The sequence below is a fragment of the Photobacterium panuliri genome (assembly GCF_059920555.1).
This window is the reverse complement of the sequence record NZ_CP197193.1, coordinates 462,478-485,980: the sequence shown is the minus strand read 5'-3', so window position 1 is coordinate 485,980 and position 23,503 is coordinate 462,478. Positions and strand designations below refer to the sequence as shown.

The following is a 23,503-nucleotide window of genomic DNA, read 5'->3' as shown; positions in this document are numbered from 1 at the left end:
TATGAACGGGGCTTGGAGAGTATTCAATAATAAGGTCGAGTTAGCGAGCCACCACAGAGGCCATGGCACCTTTGCCGACCCCCTCATAGGCAACAACGTCAATTGACTTGCCCGCGTCGACCCAGCAGCTTGCTTGCTCTGCAATATAACTGGCCAACAACTCTACTGTTGTATCTGTTGGCAAGATTTCAGTTTCAGATTGGGCAATTGCCAATTCAAACTCGCCCTGAGGGGCGGTATAGCGGAAACCGAAATACGCATTGTCGGTTACGACACCTTTCGCGGCATCGCTAAGAGTCAGCTCTGACACTGAGCAACGATCTTCCTCGCTACCAAGGTAAATATCCTGCCAACGCTCGGCCCATTTAGCTTCAAGTTCAGCATCACGTTGCCCATCAACAAACAGTTCTACCGGCGAACGGTGACCATGGGCAATGCGCTGACAATTACCGTCATGTTTTTTCAAGCCGTGGCTGTAGTGGTAAAACGCGCCGTCTATCTTTTCATGACGAAGTGTAATTTCAAGGCCCTGAACATTTTCAGGTAACTGGCCTTGCAACACTTTGCAAATATGCTGCGTAACCGAATCAATAGTGACTTCGTCAGAATCAATAATGCAATACGCCTGCTCTGGACAATGTAAATAAATACTTTTATCACCACGATCCAAATCCACGGTCTGATATCCAGACGTACTCTGCCCGATCGAGATAGCCGCGTTCTTTGCAGGAATAATCAAACGGTGATCAACAAATTCATCCACGATGTGTTTGATCTGTTTTTTTACCCGACTGAAATCAAGCACCATACTCATTTCATTGAGTTCACCGGACATAACTACATCCAGGATCCAGCTTTCACCTACCATACCACGCGTCGGGCACAGATATGACGCATCTACAACCGTCAGGTCTCTTACAAATAGCTTCAACGTGAAGTCCTTATTGATTCTCACTTCGGCAAAGCATTATACGCAGCTGCATCAAAGAGTAAACCGCCAAGGAATACTAAAAGACCCTATCAACTATCTTAAGATACTGAATTAAAGGGACAAGTTAACGCCAAACGACAACGATACCAACCACTAAAATCGATACGTCACTCCCGCATAAGCCGATGCTATCCCTTTTAACTGAGAGTGCACCTCAACCGGAGCGCCATTGGCATCTTCGGCTTGCCATGACTCCCGCTCTGCAGGCAACACGCTATGACGCAAACCAACCTCTAAGGAAAGATCTCTCATAACCTGCCAGCCAATACCGGTTTGAAGACCAAACACCAAACCATTATCGTCAAACTCTCCGGGAAAATCAGACTCGGTTTTGCTAAAGGCATAACCAAAATGCAGGCCGACAAAAGGCTGTAACGATTTCTCAGTACGGAACAAATAATCAGCGTTGATCAGATGCAAACTAGACACCGTGTCATACGCATCTTTACCAGCAAATTGTGTCGTCGCTTTATGGTATTCATAACTGTAATACACCCGATTCTGGCTATTATGGAGGTACACCCCTGCATCTACACCGGCAAAACCGCCAATGCCGCCATCGTCCGTATCCACAACCTGCCCACCGACTAACTTAGCACTGTCATCATTACCAATCAGACTCCCGCCAGCGCGAAGTGAGACAAAGTACTGGTTTCCATTTTCCACTGCTTCAACAACAGCATCGTCAGCCTCACCACACCATGCCTGATAAGGTAAAACTGCCAACATCAATCCGATTGCTACCTGCTTTTTTGCCATGCTTCTCACCTACTGCGAACTTCGCCGAACATCCAAACCCGACGACTCAAATTACATGGCAACATAGTAGTTGATTCAATAAATCAAGACCATAGCCCACTTCTCGAAATGGCAGATACAAAAATGCTCATCCATATCTAACAAGGGGCTATACCCTTTAAAGCGCCTATGGCTCTGACTCTCCGGTATCCTCATTTCGTAGCCAATTCAATGCTTCGAGAGGGTCTTCAAAATACCGAACTTCGCCGCTGGTAAACCACCCACCGACTTTACTCATGATCTCTTGCCAGCGCTGATTACCGTAAATAGCGACCTTGTTAAATGTCTTGCCGTATTGCAGCCCCAATTTTAAATCGTCCCAAGCAGCCCGGAGCTCCCAACCTTCGAACTCCGTACCGTCGATATACATATTCACCACAGGCTCTTTAACATTGAGCAAAGCCTCATCCAACAAAGGCGTTATTTTCTCGTAATCATGATGCGTCAAAGTACCAATCGCTTTTACCTCAACAAATACCTGATTGTTCTCTAACTGTTTTATATCTAGGTGAATGCCATGTATATTTGTCATGGTCTTAACTCCTATCTACGTAGAGCTGTATCTAACCAACATCAAGATACAAGTGTAGTATACCCGTACCCTCGAGATCAGCCGGCAAGACAACGGGGAGCGACTATTTGAGTAGTTACCAGATGGGGGAAATTAAATTCCACCATGCCTAGCACCAACGGCGTACTTGTTGACAATAGGCCGTGTAATCCTCGCCAAACATGGCCTGCAACACCGCCTCTTCTGGGGCTATTTGGAAGTGGTTCATATAGAACACAAACACCACCAGCATAAGAAAAGGCGACAACGCTGAAAAATAAAGGCAGGCAGCAATCAACCAGCACAGCAACCCCAAATACATCGGATTACGGCTATAGCGGTAAATTCCAAAAGTGACCAAAGAAGATGTTTTATTGGGAAAACGAGGATCGATCGTCGTCTGGGCTTGGGCAAATGCCACGACTCCAGCCAACCCAATAACCGCCCCCAACAAGCACAACACCAATATCACCGCCAATTGGCCGGTAAAATGCCATTGGTAAATGGGCCAATACGATGCCAGCCCGTACATCCCAGCCAGTGTCAGCAACATCACCAATGGCGGCGGTAGTCTCAAATACATCCCTGCGTCCTCATTAATACATTGATATGGAGATCATTATACCCAAGCCGCTCCGGTATGCTGAAGATGTTCCCTTGTTAGCTTGAGCATATTTGCAGCCGTTACCTCATATCGCTAGAATCGTGCAACCACTGTGCAGCTAACGCCACGTAACCATTTCTTAGAATAGAGCCATGCAAACATTAAAATACCTACAAGGCTACCCGAGTCATCTTATCGATCAGGTGAATAACATGATCGAGAAAAACAGCCTCAAGAAATACTTACTGAGAAAATACCCTAACGGCCATGATATTCAATCGGAAAAGGCGCTCTACCAGTATGTCATGGACATCAAAAACGAATACCTCCGCCAGTCGCCACCGATTAGCAAAGTGGCTTATGACAGCAAAATTCATGTGGTCAACCATGCGCTGGGTATGCACACGTTTATCTCTCGCCAACACGGCAACAAACTTCAGGCTCGCAAAGAGATCCGCGTCGCCACTGTATTCAAGCACGCACCACTGCCATTGTTAAAAATGATCGCCGTTCACGAATTGGCCCACATCCGCGAGAAAGAACACAACAAGGCATTTTACCAACTCTGTTGCCATATGGAGCCAGAGTACCACCAGCTCGAGTTCGATATGCGTCTGCTACTCACCCAAATTGAATTAGACGGCCCGATTTACACAGACAACTAACCCACCGCTACTCAATGAAAAGTTGTTACCCCACTAATTTTATTCTGACAACCGTAAGCATTTTGCTTACAATGAGCCGCTAACTTAATTTGTAGGTGTTTACATGAAAATTTGTGCTGTTGAGCTACGTAGTAACGAAGCGGTAATCTGTCTTCTGTCAAAAAGCAATGGTCTGTTCGACATTCCTGAATGCCGCGCCCAGAAGTTCATCATGCAGGATTCCCTGAACAACGAAGAAATGAAAAAATTCCAGCAGACATTCCAGAAGCTGCTGAATGACTACAACGTTGATCGCGTTGTTATCCGTACCCGTGAAACACGCGGTAAATTTGCTGGTAGTGCAGTTGGCTTCAAACTGGAAGCGGCTCTACAGCTGATCGATGGCGTTGAAGTTGATTTCATGACCAACCAAGAAATCAAAGAGCGTCTTAAGCGTAACCCTCTAGGCATCGAATTCCGCGCAACTGGTCTACGTCAGTTCCAGGAAGCGGCCTTCATGACAGGTTATGCGTACCTGAGCAAGTAAGCTTATCTATCAAGAAGCCAGCACCGTTCTGGCTTCTTACCTCTTATCTCACTCATTTCTGCACTGTCCGAACTCCACGACGGTACAAACTCAAAACAGCGATAATTCGCACAGCGCAGCCCTTCCCTATCTTGGTAGCCCTGAAGGCTTTCAAACACATTAAAATGCGACACAACAATGATCTTCTCTGCATACTGATAACGTGACAGCACCTCTTCGGCGCGAGCCCTTAGCATATCGCTTGTTTCGTAAGCTGGATTGTCAGCCGTCATACCAAATTGCAGAAAATGGCGATACTCCTTCCAACGTCTATCCCGCTCTTCAAGAGGAATATACCCACCAGCCAGATCAGCACGCCACTCTCGCAAATCATGCTCCACATACAAATCCAACCCCAGACGACGATTTAGTATTTCCGCCGTTTGCAGCGCACGGGTATAAGGGGATGACACTATCAATTGCGCCCCACGGAAAATGCGCTGTTCTGACAATGCCGTCACTTTATCAACAGCTGCGCGTGCTAATGGCGAATAGTCCTTTTCCAGTTGGCTCATCGCCCGTTGGTCAGCCAGCGAATAGTCAGGCTCACCGGGTCGTACAAAAATTACGTCCATGAATTTCTCCTCATTGAATATCTCTCTTAGCCAATAGCGGCTTGGGGTTATAGGCTCTTACTGCCAGACATAAACCTGTTGCGCGCCCTCGGCCAAGCACGAGGATGAAAACGGCGAGCCAGATTCAAACCCATACTGTTTGTCTTCAACGGGCCAATACACACTGAAACGGTTCTGGTGAACCTGAATATATACAAGGTGGGGCTGAGGGAGCATCCATGCCTCTTCAGTAATCGGTAAAACACGAAAAGTGATACTAACCAATTATTTACCCAGCATAAAAGGGAAAACACAGTGTTACATTAACATTTACGTAATCAATCACGCCTTAGCGGGCGAATCACCGATTCTAAGCCTTCAATCTGCATTTCCAAGGCCAAAGCCATCAGCATACCCAACTCACCTTGATAAATTCGAATCAACAGCGTGATTTCGCTCTAGCTAAATAATGAAACACACATAGACTTAATTGAAAATTTCGCCTTCCACCTAAAAAATCATTATAAATTAAACCCTAAGACTACACAGGCATATTATATATTTTACCTTTTTTAGACTTAGGGCTGCGATAATGCATTATATTTTCATTCCAATTTTTATCTTACTGGCTAGTTTTCCGTCCTTAGCAGATATAGAGCTAAAATTGACGCCTAAGATAGCACTGACACTTTCACAACCCGATGCAATTGCTCATAGTCTCAGCTCATTACTTATACGGTATGATGATGGAACTATAATGCACGAGCACATAGACCCAGAACGAGTATTTGCACCATCCATTAACCTTACAAGTATAACCCCTCTCTTTTTCCGCTCTCTATTTGAACCAGAAACAATGCTGACACTTCCTGACTGGCTGATCTCTCTGGCAAAAGAGCAGCAAGCTGCATTTGGTATAACATTGCCTGTTGATAACTTTTTATGTGGGGATCTACATATCTATCACTTTTTCTCTAAATCATACAATACTGGTTATCTTTTCTTAATTTCAAACGATTCAGTGCAACGAATTGAAGTTATAAAAAAAGATGACCTGTACCAGAACCTAGTAAATCAATTAAAGACATGCCATGTTAACTGACAACGAAAAGTGCGTTTTAAGGCTAAAATTAATATTCACAGCCCGTGCACTTTTAAATTTAACCGAAAACATTACCAGTAAAATCACATCACACAATAAAAATTATTTTTATTCTATACACCACCCAGTTGATTTCTACCTTTTACATTAGACTGATCTTCGTTACTTTCCCTTTCTCGCTTTATCAGCAAATCAAATTTCCCCATGGTGCAAGAAAGACAATAGCCAGCCAGATTCAATACTGTTTGTCTTAAACTAGCTGATACACACCGTAATAGTTATGATGAATATATATAAGATGGACTTAGGGATCACCACATCACCGAAATACACAACTAAAAACGTTCATCATTTATTGTATAGTATAAAGAATTGTGTTGAATGAATTTAAAACTCACCTTTTAACTCATCATCAGGGAAACCTAAAATTCGTACACTCTCATCACTATCAATAATGATTTCAACTTGATTGATGCGCTGAGGTTCAATTGACTCTCTTGAATTATCAGGGTAAATGATGATTTGATTATCGGAGCCTATCCATTGTTGGTTTATGTTTCTTCTGTCATCTCGATAGCGTCCAATCGCCGCAATATCACATAACTGATGAATATTTGATATGTGATTCTGCCGCCTTAATTCGTCTTCCTCGTAACCAGTAAATAAAAAAATGGTTAAGTGTGAACGCTCCCTAATTTGCCTAATCAGCCACCAAAGATTGTCAGATTGGTGAAGAGGCTCCCCTCCTAAGAAGGAAACCCCTTTGATACTTGGCGAATGAAGGATATTCTCAAGCAAGTGCTTTCTATGAACAAGCTGCTTACTTTTAAAGGACCACATGTCACGATTCCAACAACCTTCGCAAGCTAGTGCGCAACCCTGAAACCAAACGACAAAGCGCTCTCCCGGACCATAGATATGACTCAGAGGTTCAATATGAGCAATGTTAAAGTATTCACCATAGTCCTTAGCCATTGAACTACACCGTACGCGTCAGAACCAGCTGGATCTGACCACCTTTTCTGTTTTCCTTTACCGAATACCCTTGAGCCTTGGCTTTTGCGATGGCTTGTCGGCGAGTTGCCTCAATCCGCTCCTTACGCTCTTCTTCAAGACGAATACGGTCCAGCTCGGCCAACTCATCAAGATGCTGCTGGTAAGCAGCATCATAGTTTTTTCCTAATTCAATTAGAAAACGACTGACAGGTAAATAACGCTTATCAGCAAGTTTTGAGACCAATCTACCGTTATATTCGTCCTGGTCATGCATCAGAATCCAACGCTCTTCTACCTTACGGAAAAACTGCCGTCCATTGTAATCCTGTCGATTGGTAAGAATATCTCCCACGATAACCCTGTTGCGCTGAGAAAACTCAGAGAGCAATGCTTGATTTACAAGAATCGGCTCAGCATCAACCGCTTCCAGTGCTGCTACCAGTACCGACTCAATCACAAAAGGGGTGGCGGTTTTGATTACTGCGCTCATGTCTACTTCCTTTTGATTTCCTGAGTAAGGCCTAGCTGAACCGTTTGTTGCTGATGGAATTCGTCTGTTTTCTTAAGGCTGGTAACAGCTCCTTCCAGGTTCAGCAATTCATCCAGTGCCTCCAGACAGCTATCTCCTTTAAAACCACTGGTTTTGGCAGTGATACTACCTTCTTCATCAATAGTGATTACTATTTTTTGTTCAGGCATAACCAGTCTCCCTATTAAGCTGGATCATTTACACAGATAACGGCATTCAGACGTTCCGCGTCTTTGCGCGCTTGCTCCAACTGGTCGGTATCATTAATGACTAACCACCGCAGCTTACCATCAGCTTTCAGTTCCAAGCCCTCGATTGGCAAGTCTTCCTTTGGCCAATCAAATCGAGATTTAGTATTTCCGGATGACTTGAGACCCAATTGTTTCCCAAATGCGTGAGTTCCATTATTGGGCTTGTACTCAAATCGTAAACCATGATCTGTTAAGGCCTGCTCAGCACTTACCAACGCTCTCCGAACTTTATCTACATCATCACGTACAGCTTTCAGATCTCGATCAATTTTCTCTAAAGCTTGTTTGTGATCCTCAAATACACGGTTCATGGAGCCATAATACTTTTTGAAGACCTTTTCTTTTAGTGAATGACGCCATTCACAAGCAGCGTTAAAATCCATAACAAGAAGGGCCGATTTAATGGCAGTAATAAAGTTATCCGTTGCCTGTAGGCGGATAACCTCCTGTAACTCTTGGTCTTCTGGCATCTCATCAGGAAGAAACTGTCCAGGCTGAATATCATGAATTTTTAGGTTTTTAAGTTGCTCATCAGAAAGTGATTCAACAGCTTCTTTCCAGCGCTGGATGAATGCATTTTCAGCCTCGGACTGGCTTTGCGATTTTTTTGAAGTCAGGAATTCAAGTTTATTCTGCTTGGCGCTAACGAAAGACTCGGCATCATCGTGCTGCTTCACAAGTTGCTGTCGTTTTTGTTCCCACTGATAATTCTGCTCTGCTTTATCCATTTCTGTAGTAGTGCTTTGACCACGAGCGTGAACACCCTTAATCAACATTTCAAAACGCTTACGATACTCATCTCGTTCAGCAGGTGTTGCTCGACTTACTGACCACTGCTGCAGTTCTAACAGTTCTTGATTCAGTTTTTTTACTGATTGACCCTGCCCCAACAAGAAGCCTTTCAGTAACCCCTTTAACTTATCGGCAATTCCGGCCTGTTGCTTATCAATAAGTTGCTGTTGATGTTCCAATGCTGATAGGCGCTCTTGCCAATCCTCTTCGGCTTTGTCCCAATCTGCATATAACCCATCTGTTTTGGCCGCTTTGGGACAGTAAGGCGGATGAACCATGACATCAAAATCGATTTGGTGTGCCAAAAAATCTCGCTGCCAACCAATCTGGGATTGAGCCAATCTTTCAGGTTCGTCGTTTAGGAAGCTATCAATAGATTGGGTCAAGACCGGCTCCAATTCCTTTTTGCGTTGTTGCTCAACCAGCCGAATCAGATCAGGCTGATCAGCAAAACGCAGAGTTTGCTTATCTCCAAACTCTTCAAGCATAGCTCTAGACTTATATTGCCAAGCTGCATCATTAATTGCATTTTCGTAAGCAGCCGCTAACTGCTGACTTTGCTGCTCAGATAAGCGCAAACACCAATTAGAAAAACCAAAATCAGAAGCATCAGGAAGCAGCCAATCACCTTGCTCAGAGAGCAATAACGTTGGGAGCAAGGTATCACTTAAAGCCACGCCATGCCGAGCCTGAACATCAGGTGAATTAGTCTCAAGCAATAGTAAATGATCGTTTTCTTTTATACCAAATGTGTTATGACTGACCCCTTGAAGGCTTGCAAACGTATCGTTTAAGCATTCTTTCAGAGTGCCACACAGCTGATGTGAATGATTGGTAACGATATTGCCATCAGGATGCGTAGCCTTATTATTTAACTGATTTTGCAGTAAGTATTCGTCCTGGCTGTGCTCCCAAAACAGTTTGCAGAAACTGCGGAAGCTATCCTCAATTTGTTGTGGTTCGAGTTGGATTGCCCAGCTTTGTTCCTCAGCTACAGAGAATAACTGATGATTCATAGCTAACACTCCCTGAGCGTTATTCGTAGAGTGATCACGCAATATCAAAGCCCCTTTTTGAGAGACTCCAGTACGAACCAGACAACGCCCAGATAAGGCATCAATAGCCGGCTGATTGAAATTTGTATCACCTAACATAAGATAGATGCGAACCCCACTATCGGCTTTTGCCTGTAAAGCCTGAATCAGGGGTTGGCTTCTGATCTGATCAGTTGCAATAACCAATGTGAGAGCAGACTTATTGATCTCTTCTTTTACTCTTTCACTATCAATTTGTAACAAGTCTTCAGCAAAATTGCTGTCACTATCTTGCTTTTTAAACAGCGGCGGTAATACTTCGCTGGAATAATCCATACTGAAGTATTTACGTTTTGCTTTAATAACTGCCATTACATAATCTCCACTGTTTTCATTGCATTGATAGCTTTTTGTAAATAACGTGGAAGCTCAATTTCTTCCTTGGGTGTAAAGCTAGGCGTACCATCAACAATAAAACCACCATCGCGGTCACAAATAAAGTCCAGTCCACTAGTACATTCCCAGCACCATGTATGGGAAGCCCCAATAAACACCCAATAACGACCATGGTTATCGCTTTGTTTATCCAAAATACGACGCTGCCAGTTTTCAGGTAAATCGGCTTCACGTTTTCCTCTAGGAGGATTCAGTGTCATCAACAAACCTTCTGCACCTTCCACATAGTTGGCGATGCTATTAAGATTTCTGCTTTGTTTGCTGGTATGCACATATCGGTCGGAATAGATCACAAATTGAACTGAGTCACCCGCCGTAAGTTGCCCAATAAGCTCCCTGATATTGAGTACCTCTGAGTTTATCAAGGTAATTGGAAGCCTTTGCTTTTTACTTCGAGATGGTGATAAATCTAACATTGCCGCCACATGCCAATATGATTTCGGTTGGCTTTCTCTTACAAAACAGTCCAGTAGTTCTTGGCCAGTTTTCAAAGGAAGATCGAAATCAGCCATGGACTCATGATCAAGCCACAAAGATTGTTGAATATGGGCATCTGAATCGCGTCGGTAATCTTGTGAGTGGAAATCATTCAGCCAAGCTAACTGCCACTGTTCTGCATCAATGCTATCTCTAGGTTTAATCGGTAAATGACAAACCTCAGTTTGTTTGAATCTCCCAAAATCCGTTAACAACTGTGATATCTCATGAGACCTAACTTCAAAATTCTGAACAGCTTGTGGATATTTTTGGATTTCTTCAAATGCCACAACTATCCGTTGAACACTCTCATCCCAAAGTCCATCAAGCCTGCTGGCAATCGCCTCCAACACCTTATTCAAATGTTCTTGATACCCACTGATTTGACGTTTAAAGCTACGAGGCTCTGGCTCTTTATTTTTCTTAGAAAAAGAAAGAGATTCCAACTGACCTTTAAGGAAAACCTCTGAATGCTCAAACCCAAGCTGCCATTCAAAATCCAAATAAACCGACGCTTCAGGCGAACATAGGACCTCCGGTTGCAATGATACCAGGGTAAGCGAGTGCTGAGACAAATTGGTCTTCTGACCATCGTAGGTTTCATCCAACAAGTCCACAGTGGTAGTAACCTTGACACCAAACTCAGAGTTGCGGGCATCAGCACCGCTTTTCCAAGGCTTGCTATTTGGCTCAAAAAAGGCGGTGTCCCGCTGAATCAGCAAAGGGGATATACCTAACAAAGGGTCATTATGGGTATACCAGATATGGTACAACCCACGCTCCCTCACATCCACATACCCCGTATCGACAACCTCTTTACCTTTTGGGGTCAGAGATACAGTTTCTGAATCCCACAACTTTTCCCGTTTAAGGTACTCCACCAAACGAGGAGGCATTGTCTCTGGATTCTGTTGAGTTGCTTTCAGCAGCGATACAAGATCTGTTCTTTTTTGTTTAAACGTCAATTGCGCAATGATAGGGTAACGCTTAGCTTCAACCTGCCGTTTCATTTTAATATTCAGGCTGGTCCTCTCTTTTTTGTTAACTCCACCTAACGAGTTATTATTACCAGAGGGCTTATTGCTTTTTTTCCGCTCTTTCTGCGAAGACATAGTATTACCGTTCATCATTTTTTGTACCTTCTAGCCTTTTTCCCAAAGCTATTTTCCACACGAGACACATGACAAGATTGCGCCAATTTTTTAAGCTCTTCCGTTCTGGAGCGTTGACTAAAATACTCATGATGACCGACTAAAACGAGTTGATAACGAGCACGTGTGATTGAGACATTCAGTCTGTTTGGAGAATCCATAAAACCATCACGATGTGTGTTAACCATTGATAAAAAGACAAGATCGGCTTCTTGCCCCTGGAAGTAATCAACAGTTGCCAACTTAATAGATATACCCTTAAAACTAAAACGGGCGTAACGGTTGTTATTTCCGGGCAATTCTTTTTGCATGGCCTCTCTAAGAGCTTTTTCCTGACCTTTATAAAAAGTCAGCACAGCCACATCAAAAGCTTCACCTTTGTCATTTTTCTTTTTATTTTCAGCCCATTCACAGAAAGTTATAAGCTCCTGAATAATCGCCTTTACTTCACTCTTATTTGCATTCCTATAAATATCTCCTTGAACATCCAGCCAGGTATTACGTGTTTTGTAACGGCCATAATTCCAGTCTCGGCCAGGTCGGGACTGACTTCCATCCATTAAAACCCCTTCAGGGTAAAATTGCCTTCGAGGGAAGGCCGAAATATCCGGATGCATCCGGTGTTGATAGCTCAGCGTCGAATGCCTTTGTTCCTTTTCATGGCGGTCAAAGCCCTGATTCAGCGTAGTAGGATCGTCCTTCTTACGCTTGACCAAACCATCCCCCGACAATGCTTCAAGAATCGAAGGAAAAGCTATATTTTTCAGGACATGAATTCGACCATCAGCATTAACCGACTTGGGAAATAAACGTTCCAACGTGTCAGACAAATAACCGGTTTTCTTCTGGTAGTTCGCCGACTGGCGTAACCAGTATTCCCTCTCCAGACGCCAGCAGACTTCTTCAGACCATTTGCTCTGGTCAAAACGGTCCAACAGCTCTTTATTTATCGTACTAGTATCAGAGTAATCTGTTGTCTTAACCTTGAATGGCTTAACTGCCGTTCGCCCTGCGGCTCTATGATGAAAAGCATTTTCAGTGCGCTGCCAATCTGGATGCAATACCAACATGTCGTCCGGAATTATTCTCTGTATCTGTGCCATACACGCTTCATCTACAAAACAGAGCGAACTGTCATATAGATGCCAAGGCTCTTGCGCCAGTCTTGACATATCCGTTAACCCAGAAGATGTCAGCTTTACTGCGCGTCCCTGTTGAACCAGCAGAATATGGTCAAGCCCTTTATTTAGGTTTTTCTGGCTATGACGCGCACTAATCTCATCGTCCAGAGCCTGTAGTACACCAGTAGTAACAGGAACCAACATAGGCTGCAGATAAGGAAGCTCACTTCGAGAGGGATTTCCTCTTAACTCCTCCAACAAATAACAAGCTTGCTGTACAGACTTAGAGAGCGTTTGGGCTGGTCTTTTACCTTTTGGTGGCACCAACATTAGATTGTCTAGGTTAGCGACGATCTGCTCACGGTCAGTAAAAGGCGATAGCTGACGCACATCCCCAACCAGAACCCAGCGTTTGGCAAAGCGAGCCGGCACCAGAAATTCCTGAAAGGTAGTTTTACTGCATTCATCTATTATCATCACATCAAACGGCGGTTCACCACGATCTAAGGTCACGTCCCGTTCGTTAAACAGCCGCAAGATACCAATCGTTGTGCCACACACTAAATTAGAAGCATCTACCATAAGCTGTTGACTGAAATCTCCACAGCTAGAATCTTTCCTAAGCTGTTGATAAACATTATCAAAATGAAAATCCTCAACACCTATGGCATTGCTTTCATCACCAATGCGAAGTGGAAATATGCGATTGCTCAAGGTTGAATTTTCTTGAATTCTTTCCAGAACATTATTGATTGCAGCATGTGTAGATGCCGAAAGCAGCACTCTTTTTCCCTGCATAACCAGTTGAATAATCAGTTCAATAATTGTCGTTGTTTTGCCTGTTCCCGGAGGTCCATCCAAAATGGCAAAGTCGGGTGTGGCTAACGCCTTGGTCACAAACTCGCGCTGACGATCACAACCATCAAAATCAGAATTGGTCAGCACCTGCCACTGAATATTTGTCTCAGGCTGAATATCTTGCCAACATTTTTTTTGTCGGTCCTGTAACAGGTGAATCAAAGGTGCATGACCACCAGCAGGGCGTGTCATCAAATCATTAATTGCAGCTTTTTGCTTTCTCAATTGTGAAGTATCAACACTTACGCGAATTTCCCATATTTTCCCTTGATTCGATGGATATTCGCTCTGCCTGCTTTTTTTCCCGCGAATATTTCGCGCCAGTAAAATCTGTCGCTCTTCAGGGCGGGCTTTCAAAATCCGAAAACCGTTGTCATGCTTTCTTTGCGTGTTATCCAGAACCTTAATGTTATCGCCGAAGAAATGATCCAGTTCAGACTTACCGGTATCATCACCCGAATCCTTTTCAATTAACTGAATCCACTTCTCGTCAATATTGTCTTTGCTAACACTGAACGAAAGAGCCGGATACCGAGCGCACAGCATCTCCGATTTGTTATCGATGGAAGCAAGTCGTGTATCTCTCGCTTCCAATGTCAGGCCATCCTTGTCTGTCTCAAGTCCCCACTGATCTCGACTCAATAAATTACCATTCAAAGTCAAGTAGTCAGGCGTTATTTCCCCTAGCAATACGGTAGTCACATCTTTGACCTGATGAGATTCAAGCTCTGGCTGTTGGCTCGCAAACAACAGCCAGCCATTACCTTTGTTAAGTGGTGAATAACTTTCGATCTGCTGTTTATCCAGCGAAGAAATCAGTTTGAATCTGGTGTTCTGTCCATTAATCGACAACGTGCTTTGGCCACTAACCTGACCCTGCAAGCGTATATGATTACTATCAATTGATTTAACCGGACAAACGTGACCATCAATATACACTTCAGCCAGTTCACCTAGTGGAGCAGACAGCGGGCGAATCAACAGCTGGTAACCACTCCACTGAATGACATCTACTTCACTAAGCTCAGGCAGATAAAGCTTGTACTGACCATTGGCTGATTGAAAGTGCTCTTCAGAAAGAGAAAATCGCTGACGATTTGCTCCCTTGCCGACAATAACTGGATCATCGGTCTCAGGGACAAAGTCCTCATCTAGCGGATTTTCATCCGCTTCGCAGAGAATTTCATACCAGCCATCCTCGCCAGAGATAATTTCAATTTCACTGACGGGAGTGATCTGGTAAATCCGTTTGTTCGGAGTTAATCGATAACACCGATTGACAACTGGCTTCCATTCACAAGTGACTTCTTTGCTTTCCAGTGCTTTGATACTATTGTTAAGGTAGTGTACGAACGGCATTAAAACCTGATTGGTTTGACATGCCAGTTCTGGTCCAGTAAGACCATCGCCCTCTAGGGCAGTAAAAAAAGGATTATCCATTCGCTACAGCTCAATCAGATAAAAGGGTTTTCGCCTTCCTGTTTCAGTCGAGGCTTTTTATTGGTCGTTTTCTCCAGCGCTTCAGGTTCTGATGAACTGGCCGCAACCGCTCTACCTTTGGCCCACTGACGAGTTCGACTGATCATTTCTTCCATAGTTTGGGAAAGCGGTGCCGTTGCCAGGATGGCGGTAAGAATATCATCCTTGTTCAGCTGATGACCTTCATCAAAGGCAAGGAACATGGCTTCCTTAACCGCTTCTTCCAACTCGGCACCAGTGAAACCTTTGCTGTTAGCTGCCAATTCATCAAGCTCCTCTTCAGAAAAGTCGTCCAGCCGATCCCTGCGTTTAAGGTGAATCGAGAGAATTTCCTTGCGGTCTTGCTGCACTGGAAGATCAACGAAGAAGATTTCATCGACCCGACCTTTACGCAGCAACTCAGGTGGTAATTGAGCTATATGGTTTGCAGTAGCTACCACAAATACTGGTTTTTCCTTTTCCTGCATCCAAGTCAAAAAACTTCCGAGTACACGAGCGGTAGTACCACCATCAGTCGAGCCAGAGCTTTGCATGCCTGAAAGACCTTTTTCGATTTCATCTACCCAAAGAATGCTTGGTGAAAGAGCTTCCGCCATTTGCAAGGCTGAACGCATATTGGCTTCTGACTGACCAACAATACCGCCGTAGATTTTTCCCATATCCAACCTCAACAGCGGCAACTGCCAGGCATCTGCAACAGCTTTGGCTGCGAGGCTTTTACCTGTACCTGGTAAACCAAGTAGCAAGACGCCGCGCGGGGTTTCAAGTCCAAAAGCACGAGCATCCGAGGTAAAGGCCTGACGTCGACGGTGAAGCCAGGACTTTAGGTTATCTAAACCACCAATATCATCTAGTGTGGCTTTAGGGTGAAAGTACTCGAGATGACCACATTTACGGATGACTTGCTCTTTTTCTTTTACAATGAAAGGAATTTCAGATTCTGTCAGCCGTTTGTATTTGCATGCTGCTTTGGAAAATGCAATTTGGGCTTCACTGGTCGACAAACCTAATGCGGCTTCAAGAAAGCTGGATGATTCCTGATAATCGCGATCATCAATATCGTAACGTTGCTTGGCCTGTAGCATGATTTTACAAAGATCTTCAATATCCGGTAATGGCATCTCCAAAACCTGAACGTCTTTTTCCAACTCTGACGGCAATAACGGTATTGGCTGAGAAAGAACAACTGAACAACCGGTTATTTCGCGTGTCGCAACAGCAATGGCAAACGCACGCAAACGACTAATTAGCGTATGGTCAGCAGCGGTCAGAAAATGATGGAAGTCTTCCAGCAGTAAAATGAAATCATCTCGTCCATCTTCATGACTGTATTCCAGTAACCATTCTAAAACCTCATGAGGCTGATCACCTTCATCGCAATCGTTCCAAATTCCATCCTTGTACTGACGCAATCCCACAGGACTGCTCCAAACAAACAATTTACGACCTAGTATTTCAGACGAACGTGAACAAGCAGCACGTATACGTAAGGTTTCATGGCTAATAACCTGATTTAGTGCTGCTGATGATTGAATATTAATTGTAAGTTTATCAGCAAAATTCATTATTCATTCCATAGGTAATAACGACTAGAAGTTTAAGTGTCATCATAACCGACATCATTTATATAGCAAAAAAATGATAGCATATACTTACCCAGCATTATATGCTCATATATGAAATATTAACTTGACGGGAATGCTTAACCAATTTAAAAACGAACGTAATTTGAGCACCCATTAAGTGGTGACATCTAGAAATTGCAAATTAAAACAATCAACTTAATAATACCCCTTCAAATTAAGCAACCATTAAACCCATGATTATCGTGAAATTTATATTCAACAATAGTCGAACACCAATACCCTTCTTTTTTCATAACAAAATAACGATAATCCAATTAACTATAACTGTATTGTTTTTAAAAAGTGGAAGATTGATCACTGTAAATTGTTTTTCATCACTAACACAATCAATTTAATAACTTACAGCTTCATGAGTATGATGAACAATATGCTTTGTCAGATACTCAGTAAACACATCAATCTTACAGGAGATAAATATCCTGGCAAACTATCTTTTCATACTTTTACTTCTCTCCACATACCTTTGGGGATAACTAAATACGGTCAATTATAAATAACCTAAACTTGAACCATCATGATAGCATTCCAAATATCAATGCTTACAGCTTGGATAATTCATTTTAAAAACACCTGGAAATAATACAATTATCTAAAATAAATGTGGGAAGGAACATATGAAAATCATGCCTTGTTGTACAACCACGATTTCCATATAAGCATATCAACTATTAATAAATTCTGTTTACATCAGAATCATTCCCTTCACTTGTTGCTACTTTATACATAGCAACACCCCATGGGAGCATCGTCTGAAAGGAAGTACTTCAAACCTACTGAAAGTTTAGGTATTTCTAAACAATCAAATTCGCTTTAAAGGCTTGATCACACTCTCCAGCCCTTCAATCTGCATCTCTAATGCCAAAGCCATCAGCATACCCAACTCACCTTCTGGGAATCCTTTTTTGGCGAACCACAACAAATACTCTTCCGGCAAATCAATGATCACCCTGCCTGCATACTTGCCATACGGCATCTTGGTATTCGCCAATTTAACGATTTTTTCTTTATCAAACATATTCTTAACCTGTTGTCATAACAACATCTCAAAAAACAGCCCCTTTGATAGGGGCTGTTTTTCATCTATCGGCTCAAAATAACACGGTTATTCAGAGACAAACACCAAATTGGCGCTCACCGGAACACTCATCAAAATGGAATTAAGCTTGGCAATATCCTTAAGCTTGTTCACCCCATCGGCCAGCCCAAACGCATCGGCGGTAATCACAACCGGCTCTACCGTTGTCACCAATAGCCCGCCATTATCCAACCCTGTTACCTGCACTTCAGCCTTGAGCGGCTGTTTTTTGCCATGCAAATCCAACTCAAACTCGACCGTAGTGGTCGATGTTTTGCCTGCTGCTATTTTTTCCAGCATCGCCATATCAATGGCTGCAGATACTTGGGTGATGGGATAACTCTTCGTATCAAACAATTCTTTTTTCATTCGCTCGTCACGAATTTGAATCTGAGTATCTACACTATTTAGATCGATACTCAAAGATACCTTGCCGCTATCTTCAATCGAACCGCTGAGATTACGAAACCCGTGTTGCTCGAAAACCGAATCGTTTTTAACCGACGCAAAATGGATACTCGACTGCTGATTATCCAACTTCCACCCAGCCCACACGGGCATGCTCGCCAGCATCATCCCCCCCACCAGCGAGGTTAAAGCAGCCGTAATAATTCCATTTTTCCTTACCGACATTATCATTTCCCCCTAAAAACAGACACATCCTTTTTACTATAGGTCATGCAGCTGGAAACGATACGCGATCTCCTTCAGCAGTGAGGATCGCAATCTCCATTGGACGCCCATCAGGATCGAGTCTTACCTCACCAATTGCACTACGGTTCACCAAGCGATGATTATTCGGCAAATCCGGATCGCGCTTGAGAATCTTCAATCGTTTACGCTTAGTCAGCCAGTTAAGCGGCGAACGCGGGCTGTATAGAATCCGGTCCATAAAATCGCAAACGCGCAGCAATCCATTAGGAAACTCATTTTTGATGCCGCTGGAGGTTATCTGGAAGATATTCGGCTTGCACTTACGCACTCGCAGCTTGACGTCATACGCAAATGAGTAATGCACATCACCCGACAGAATGACGAAGTTCGTCGGTGTTTTGGTATGGGTAAATATACTGATCAATGTATTGGCCGAACCGGGATGGGCCATCCAGTTCTCAGCATCAATCAAGAGCGGCTGACCGAGCCAAGTCATCATTTTTTGCAGGGTTTCAATAAACTTAACCCCAAACATAGGCGCCGCCGAAACAATGATCACGGCAGGCTCATGCAGCAACTCCTGCTGGAACTCCATCAGGGCTTCCCAATCCATCAGCCCTGACGGCTTGTTCATCTTGGATTCCGAACGCCAGCGCCGGGTTCGGGTATCCAGCACCACCATTTTTGGCGTGGTCGGGATCGTGTAGTGCCACTGCTCGAAACGGTAGAGATAATCAATAAAATCATCTTGCGTCGCTGATTGCGGATCACTGAAAAATGTCGACGCTTTATGGTGGAATTCATCGCCAAAATGCTCAGGGGCATTACCCCACCCCTGACATAGCCAGTAAGCAATCAAACCGTTACCGATGATCCTGCGAGAAAAAGGATTGCCGTAAGCAGCCCGTTCCCAACCCACCGTTAGGTTCCAGTCATCGGTAATATCGTGATCATCGAAAATCATGTAGGTAGGAATATGCGCCATCAGGCGTTGTACCTGTGGCAGGCCCGCGACAAAATTGTCGATTTCAATTTTCTCTTCGGCCCAACGCTGCTGCCAGGTGGGTTCAATAGCCCTCCCTGCCACACGAAAGTGCTGCTTCGCCAAGCGTCCGGAATCGACAATCTCCCACAACGACGGCGACCAAACCATAATATACATCGCCATAAACTCAGCGAACGTGATCAGGTGGTTGCCCGACTCTCGCGAGCTGAAAACCGGCGAGCGACGACGAAGCCATGCGGCAAATTTCGGAAATTGCTCAATAACCTCTTCGCCACCTTCCATATAATGCGGTAGCAGCTTGTCTCGATAATAGAAATTATCGGCATGCTGATACAGGGCTTCAGAATCTGCCACGGGGGCATCATCAAACTGTTCGCCGTACAACCCCAATAGGTCAATAACCTGCTGGATAGCATCCAGCATCGGCCCGGCAACATGGTCAGCATAAATCTGATCACCGCTCATCATCAGCAAAGACGGTCGCTCGTGATATGCCTGACCGGCAACCTTGTTATCTGCGGCAACCAAACTGTCTTTGCTCGGATAATGAGGATTGCGACACGAGCCGTGCATCACATAATCGGCCTTTGTGCGAATCACGATATTAAGGTGTGATTGCCCCGGATAACACAAATACGGCATCAATGCCGTAAGGCTGCCCTGCTGGGTAACAACATCGTAATTCAGTGGCGTGTCTATCGGGCAAGAGTGAGAGGCCGTCAGCTGGTAAATCCATGCATGGCGACCAACCTGAATATGCTGCCCCATCGCCAAATCGACCTTGAGCAACGTCTGCTTACCGTAACCTTCATTCTCTACCCAGACTTCGAAATATCCGTTCAGAGGTTTGCTTACCGCCAGCCATATTGTCAACGAATCCGCCGTTGCCCGGCGAATTACCGGACCGGCCAACACCAATGGCAACGTATCTTTAAGAGCTGCTTCGGCATTATCTCCGCTACAGCTAAAATTTTTCGTCATCTTTTTATTTCTCTTGTTCTATGACCTATTTAAACGCTCAGTGAGTACGAAGTGCCTATCAAGGCGCGACATCAAATATCTTTTCCAATTCCTCGTACATCCACTGCATTACTTTACCGCATCCCTTGTCACGACGCTTCACGATCCCTATTTCGACCATCAAGGGATCTGGAATTTCCTCTGTCGATAACTCAACCACATCATTCACGTACCATTCTTCCTTGGCAACATGTTCTGGTACCAGCGCCCAACCTATGCCCCGGGTCGCCATTGCCGATATCATGTAATAGCTATCAATATGCCAGTAATTCGATGATAACGGCTTGGCCTGCCCTAATCCCATTCGGTCACGGATCACCAACTGGCGATGCTGCGACAAATCATTGACTGTCGGAGCAGGAATTTGGGCCAATGGGTGTTTACGAGACACAATCAAGCAATACTTAAATTTACCGACAGATGTAAATTCAAGATCTTCAAGCAATGTATGCTGATGGAAAAGCACTCCGAAATCAGCCTTGCCGCTGGCTACCCATTGGGCGATATCCTGTTGCGAACCATTAAAAATCGTCAGTTTCAAATTGGGATAAAGTTCAGACAAAGTCACGAACATCATCTCAAATGCCATTAAGGGTACAGCTTCATCAATGGCGATAACGATAGTGGCTTCCTCTCCTTGTGCCACCGTCATCGCCCTCGACTGCATCCGTTGGCACTGGGCCAATACAGCCCTTGCCTCCACTAGCATATCCTCGCCAGCAGCCGTCAATACGGGCTGACGCGAGGTCCGGTCAAACAGCTCGAACCCCAAATCTAACTCCAAATTGCTGATCGCCGTACTTACCCGTGATTGGGCTTTGCCCATTTTACGGGCCGCCGCCGAAAATGATCCTTGCTGGGCCGCACAAACAAACGCCTCTAACTGATCCAATGTCCAATGCATTTTTCACCTCACCGTGGGCTCACTCACCTTCTGTAGCGAATGGCCAGACACCCAACCTATCCGAAAACCGGATAGATTCTAGCTTAAACCAATCTAAAAAAAGAGGATAATTAGGGGCAATAACACAATATATTGAGAACACGATGCAAGTCGAAACCGAATACAATAAAAAAGACATCAGGCGCACATTCTGGCGTTATGCCATTCCCTCTGTAGTCGCCATGCTAGTCAACGGCCTATATCAAGTGATCGACGGTATTTTTGTCGGTCACTTCATTGGCTATGAAGGGCTTGCCGGGATCAATATGGCATGGCCGGCTATTGGCATCATTGCCGGTATCGGTATCCTCATCGGTATGGGAGCCGGGAGCCTGATTTCTATTTACCGTGGCGAAGGCAACGAATCCCTCGCCAAACACACACTGTCAACCGCGGTGGCCTTGATGGTCGCTGCTGGCGCGTTACTCTATCTTGTTCTTCACTATCTTGCGCCGCTCTTTCTTACGATGCAAGGCGCAACGGGCAAACCACTGACAATGGGGCTGGAATATATTCAGGTCTTTTCATGGGGTGCAGTATTCACCATTGCCGCTGGGGCAATGCCGATGCTGGTGCGCAACGATGATAGCCCGAATCTGGCAACCTTACTGATGGCAGCAGGCGCCGTACTGAATATCATTCTTGATTATCTGTTCATCGGTCATTTTGGAATGGGACTAAAAGGTGCTGCAGTGGCTACTGTCATCGCCCAGATCGCGATTACAATCACAGCACTCGGCTACTTCTTCAGCCGCTTTTCATCACTGCGACTGGGCATTAACAGCTTCGTTCTCTCACCGAGGCTGGGAGTCAAAGTTATTTCGCTGGGAAGCTCTGGCCTTTTCATGTATGCCTACTTTAGCTTTGTCGTCGCACTGCACAACAAACTCTTCATGGCCTACGGCAATGCGATTCACGTTGGCGCATTTGCCATTGTCGGCTATCTGATGACCATGTACTACCTGCTTGCTGAAGGTATCGCCAGTGGTATGCAGCCACCTGTGAGCTATTACTATGGCGCGAGAGAGGGCCAGAAAATCACCATCATCGTCAAGCTGGCGGCTAAGATTGTACTCTTGAGCGGTATTGTTGCCGTTGCTATCCTCAATCTGTTCCCCGTTCAACTTGTCGCTCTATTCAGCAAAGGCGATCCCCTGCTGGCTCATGAAACGGTCAATGGTATGAGACTGCATCTGTTTGCCATGTTCTTGGACGGTTTCCTTGCGCTGGCATCGGTATACTTTATGTCAGTCAACCAAGCTGGTAAAGCGCTGGCTATCTCCGTTGGCAACATGCTCATCCAGTTACCTTTCCTATACTTCTTGCCGCAGTGGCTAGGTGTAGACGGGGTTTGGCTATCGGTTCCGTTATCCAATATCGTTCTGGCCAGCGTGGTCTTGCCGATATTTCTTAAAGATCTGCGCTCAAAAAGCCGCTCGGTCCACAAAACAATTTTGGAACCCAGCCCGGTTTAATCCCCTTCAAACACAAAAGCCGCGCAATGCGGCTTTTTTCATAAGTAAGGGGTATTCTTCCCCTTCTGATGGGAGCAGGATCTGAGCTTCTCGTTGATCTTTTGCTCCCTCAAACAACCAGCAAACTGACCGCCGACATGACTTCACTGTTGAATTCGGGATGACTCAAAACCTGACGCTCTTGATCAAAATTCTCATAAAAGTTCGGTATCGATACCGTAGCCTTCACTTCAGCGCCAAAAAATGGCATCGACCCGCTAGCCGCCGCCAACACATTCTTTGCCCCACCAGGTCCCGGCGACGTTGCCAGCAAAACAACCGATTTGTTCAAATACACTTTAGGGTTAATACGCGAACACCAGTCAAATAAATTCTTATAAGCGACCGAGTACGACCCATTATGCTCGGCAAAAGAGATCACAACAGCATCCGCATCATGAATTTTCTTCAAGAACGCTTTAGCCAACTCAGGCTGTCCCAGCACTTTTTCTTTGTCTTCACTGAACAAAGGCAATTCAAAATCGTTCAGATCGAGTACTTCTACCTCGGCATTTGGCAAATGCGATACGGCATAAGTAACAAGCTGCTTGTTAATTGATGTTGTACTGCTTGAAGCTGCAAAAGCGATAACTTTCATCATTGTATCCCTACAGTTGGATGGATATATCCATATTAGCCTACAATAATCAAGCCACTGTGGGTACAGCGCAC

Annotated in this window: 22 protein-coding genes and 1 pseudogene; 4 read left to right on the top strand and 19 right to left on the bottom strand. The window is 44.6% G+C overall.

Going from position 1 to position 23,503, the window contains the following annotated elements; all coding sequences use genetic code 11:
* Positions 1–40: 40 nt before the first annotated feature.
* The 4 genes from ACSF8X_RS18370 to ACSF8X_RS18355 form a co-directional block, all read right to left on the bottom strand.
* On the bottom strand, positions 41–931 hold the full coding sequence (locus ACSF8X_RS18370; protein WP_500851929.1) for a 6-carboxytetrahydropterin synthase: 891 nt from the start codon (positions 929–931) through the stop codon (positions 41–43).
* A 153-nt stretch (positions 932–1,084) separates the two neighbouring features.
* Positions 1,085–1,750: a hypothetical protein gene (locus ACSF8X_RS18365; RefSeq protein ID WP_500851928.1), complete on the bottom strand. Its 666-nt coding sequence runs from the start codon at positions 1,748–1,750 to the stop codon at positions 1,085–1,087.
* Between the two features lie 166 nt (positions 1,751–1,916).
* The gene (locus ACSF8X_RS18360; protein WP_047879320.1) at positions 1,917–2,321 is read right to left on the bottom strand and encodes a SpoIIAA family protein; all 405 of its coding nucleotides are present in this window, start codon (positions 2,319–2,321) and stop codon (positions 1,917–1,919) included.
* A 148-nt stretch (positions 2,322–2,469) separates the two neighbouring features.
* The gene (locus tag ACSF8X_RS18355; RefSeq protein ID WP_500851927.1) at positions 2,470–2,922 is read right to left on the bottom strand and encodes a methyltransferase family protein; all 453 of its coding nucleotides are present in this window, start codon (positions 2,920–2,922) and stop codon (positions 2,470–2,472) included.
* Between the two features lie 173 nt (positions 2,923–3,095).
* Here ACSF8X_RS18355 and ACSF8X_RS18350 point away from each other — a divergent pair, with 173 nt between their 5' ends.
* Positions 3,096–3,608 (top strand): YgjP-like metallopeptidase domain-containing protein, encoded by a 513-nt coding sequence (locus ACSF8X_RS18350; RefSeq protein ID WP_500851926.1) that lies wholly within the window; start codon positions 3,096–3,098, stop codon positions 3,606–3,608.
* A gap of 103 nt (positions 3,609–3,711) precedes the next feature.
* A complete protein-coding gene (locus tag ACSF8X_RS18345; RefSeq protein WP_047879317.1) occupies positions 3,712–4,134 on the top strand; it encodes a DUF3010 family protein in 423 nt (140 codons plus the stop codon).
* Between the two features lie 86 nt (positions 4,135–4,220).
* Here ACSF8X_RS18345 and ACSF8X_RS18340 read toward each other — a convergent pair.
* From ACSF8X_RS18340 to ACSF8X_RS18330, 3 genes and pseudogenes are all read right to left on the bottom strand, one after another.
* Positions 4,221–4,748 (bottom strand): annotated as a pseudogene (locus ACSF8X_RS18340) (histidine phosphatase family protein); the annotation flags it as partial.
* A 57-nt stretch (positions 4,749–4,805) separates the two neighbouring features.
* Complete coding sequence (locus ACSF8X_RS18335) at positions 4,806–4,964, bottom strand: hypothetical protein (protein ID WP_500851925.1); 159 nt, start codon at positions 4,962–4,964, stop codon at positions 4,806–4,808.
* 101 nt (positions 4,965–5,065) lie between these two features.
* A complete protein-coding gene (locus ACSF8X_RS18330) occupies positions 5,066–5,134 on the bottom strand; it encodes a hypothetical protein (RefSeq protein WP_500852117.1) in 69 nt (22 codons plus the stop codon).
* A 185-nt stretch (positions 5,135–5,319) separates the two neighbouring features.
* On the opposite strand from ACSF8X_RS18330, the gene ACSF8X_RS18325 reads away from it, so the two are divergent.
* The gene (locus ACSF8X_RS18325) at positions 5,320–5,829 is read left to right on the top strand and encodes a hypothetical protein (RefSeq protein WP_500851923.1); all 510 of its coding nucleotides are present in this window, start codon (positions 5,320–5,322) and stop codon (positions 5,827–5,829) included.
* A gap of 387 nt (positions 5,830–6,216) precedes the next feature.
* Here ACSF8X_RS18325 and ACSF8X_RS18320 read toward each other — a convergent pair whose 3' ends face one another.
* From ACSF8X_RS18320 to ACSF8X_RS18270, 11 genes are all read right to left on the bottom strand, one after another.
* Positions 6,217–6,804, bottom strand: coding sequence for a 4Fe-4S single cluster domain-containing protein (locus ACSF8X_RS18320; RefSeq protein WP_500851922.1), 588 nt, complete (start codon positions 6,802–6,804; stop codon positions 6,217–6,219).
* A 4-nt stretch (positions 6,805–6,808) separates the two neighbouring features.
* Positions 6,809–7,315, bottom strand: coding sequence for a hypothetical protein (locus ACSF8X_RS18315; RefSeq protein WP_500851921.1), 507 nt, complete (start codon positions 7,313–7,315; stop codon positions 6,809–6,811).
* A 2-nt stretch (positions 7,316–7,317) separates the two neighbouring features.
* Entirely contained in the window at positions 7,318–7,524 is a 207-nt protein-coding gene (locus ACSF8X_RS18310) for a DUF2997 domain-containing protein (protein ID WP_500851920.1), read from the bottom strand.
* A gap of 14 nt (positions 7,525–7,538) precedes the next feature.
* The gene (locus ACSF8X_RS18305) at positions 7,539–9,803 is read right to left on the bottom strand and encodes a hypothetical protein (protein ID WP_500851919.1); all 2,265 of its coding nucleotides are present in this window, start codon (positions 9,801–9,803) and stop codon (positions 7,539–7,541) included.
* Entirely contained in the window at positions 9,803–11,494 is a 1,692-nt protein-coding gene (locus ACSF8X_RS18300) for a hypothetical protein (RefSeq protein ID WP_500851918.1), read from the bottom strand. Before ACSF8X_RS18300 ends, ACSF8X_RS18305 begins: the two co-directional genes overlap by 1 nt.
* Positions 11,491–14,934 (bottom strand): AAA domain-containing protein, encoded by a 3,444-nt coding sequence (locus ACSF8X_RS18295; protein ID WP_500851917.1) that lies wholly within the window; start codon positions 14,932–14,934, stop codon positions 11,491–11,493. The genes ACSF8X_RS18300 and ACSF8X_RS18295 overlap by 4 nt, the downstream gene beginning before the upstream one ends.
* 14 nt (positions 14,935–14,948) lie before the next feature.
* Positions 14,949–16,538 carry an AAA family ATPase gene (locus ACSF8X_RS18290; RefSeq protein WP_500851916.1) on the bottom strand — a complete coding sequence of 530 codons (1,590 nt, stop codon included), beginning with the start codon at positions 16,536–16,538 and terminating at the stop codon, positions 14,949–14,951.
* Between the two features lie 880 nt (positions 16,539–17,418).
* Complete coding sequence (locus tag ACSF8X_RS18285) at positions 17,419–17,634, bottom strand: DUF3820 family protein (RefSeq protein ID WP_500851915.1); 216 nt, start codon at positions 17,632–17,634, stop codon at positions 17,419–17,421.
* A gap of 87 nt (positions 17,635–17,721) precedes the next feature.
* On the bottom strand, positions 17,722–18,327 hold the full coding sequence (locus ACSF8X_RS18280; RefSeq protein WP_500851914.1) for a YceI family protein: 606 nt from the start codon (positions 18,325–18,327) through the stop codon (positions 17,722–17,724).
* Positions 18,328–18,370: 43 nt separating this feature from the next.
* On the bottom strand, positions 18,371–20,335 hold the full coding sequence (locus ACSF8X_RS18275; RefSeq protein WP_500851913.1) for an alkaline phosphatase D family protein: 1,965 nt from the start codon (positions 20,333–20,335) through the stop codon (positions 18,371–18,373).
* A gap of 58 nt (positions 20,336–20,393) precedes the next feature.
* Entirely contained in the window at positions 20,394–21,278 is an 885-nt protein-coding gene (locus ACSF8X_RS18270) for a LysR family transcriptional regulator (protein ID WP_047879311.1), read from the bottom strand.
* Positions 21,279–21,421: 143 nt separating this feature from the next.
* Here ACSF8X_RS18270 and ACSF8X_RS18265 point away from each other — a divergent pair, with 143 nt between their 5' ends.
* Entirely contained in the window at positions 21,422–22,792 is a 1,371-nt protein-coding gene (locus ACSF8X_RS18265) for an MATE family efflux transporter (protein WP_500851912.1), read from the top strand.
* Positions 22,793–22,901: 109 nt separating this feature from the next.
* Here ACSF8X_RS18265 and ACSF8X_RS18260 read toward each other — a convergent pair whose 3' ends face one another.
* Positions 22,902–23,429, bottom strand: coding sequence for an NADPH-dependent FMN reductase (locus ACSF8X_RS18260; protein ID WP_500852116.1), 528 nt, complete (start codon positions 23,427–23,429; stop codon positions 22,902–22,904).
* Between the last annotated feature and the right edge of the window lie 74 nt (positions 23,430–23,503).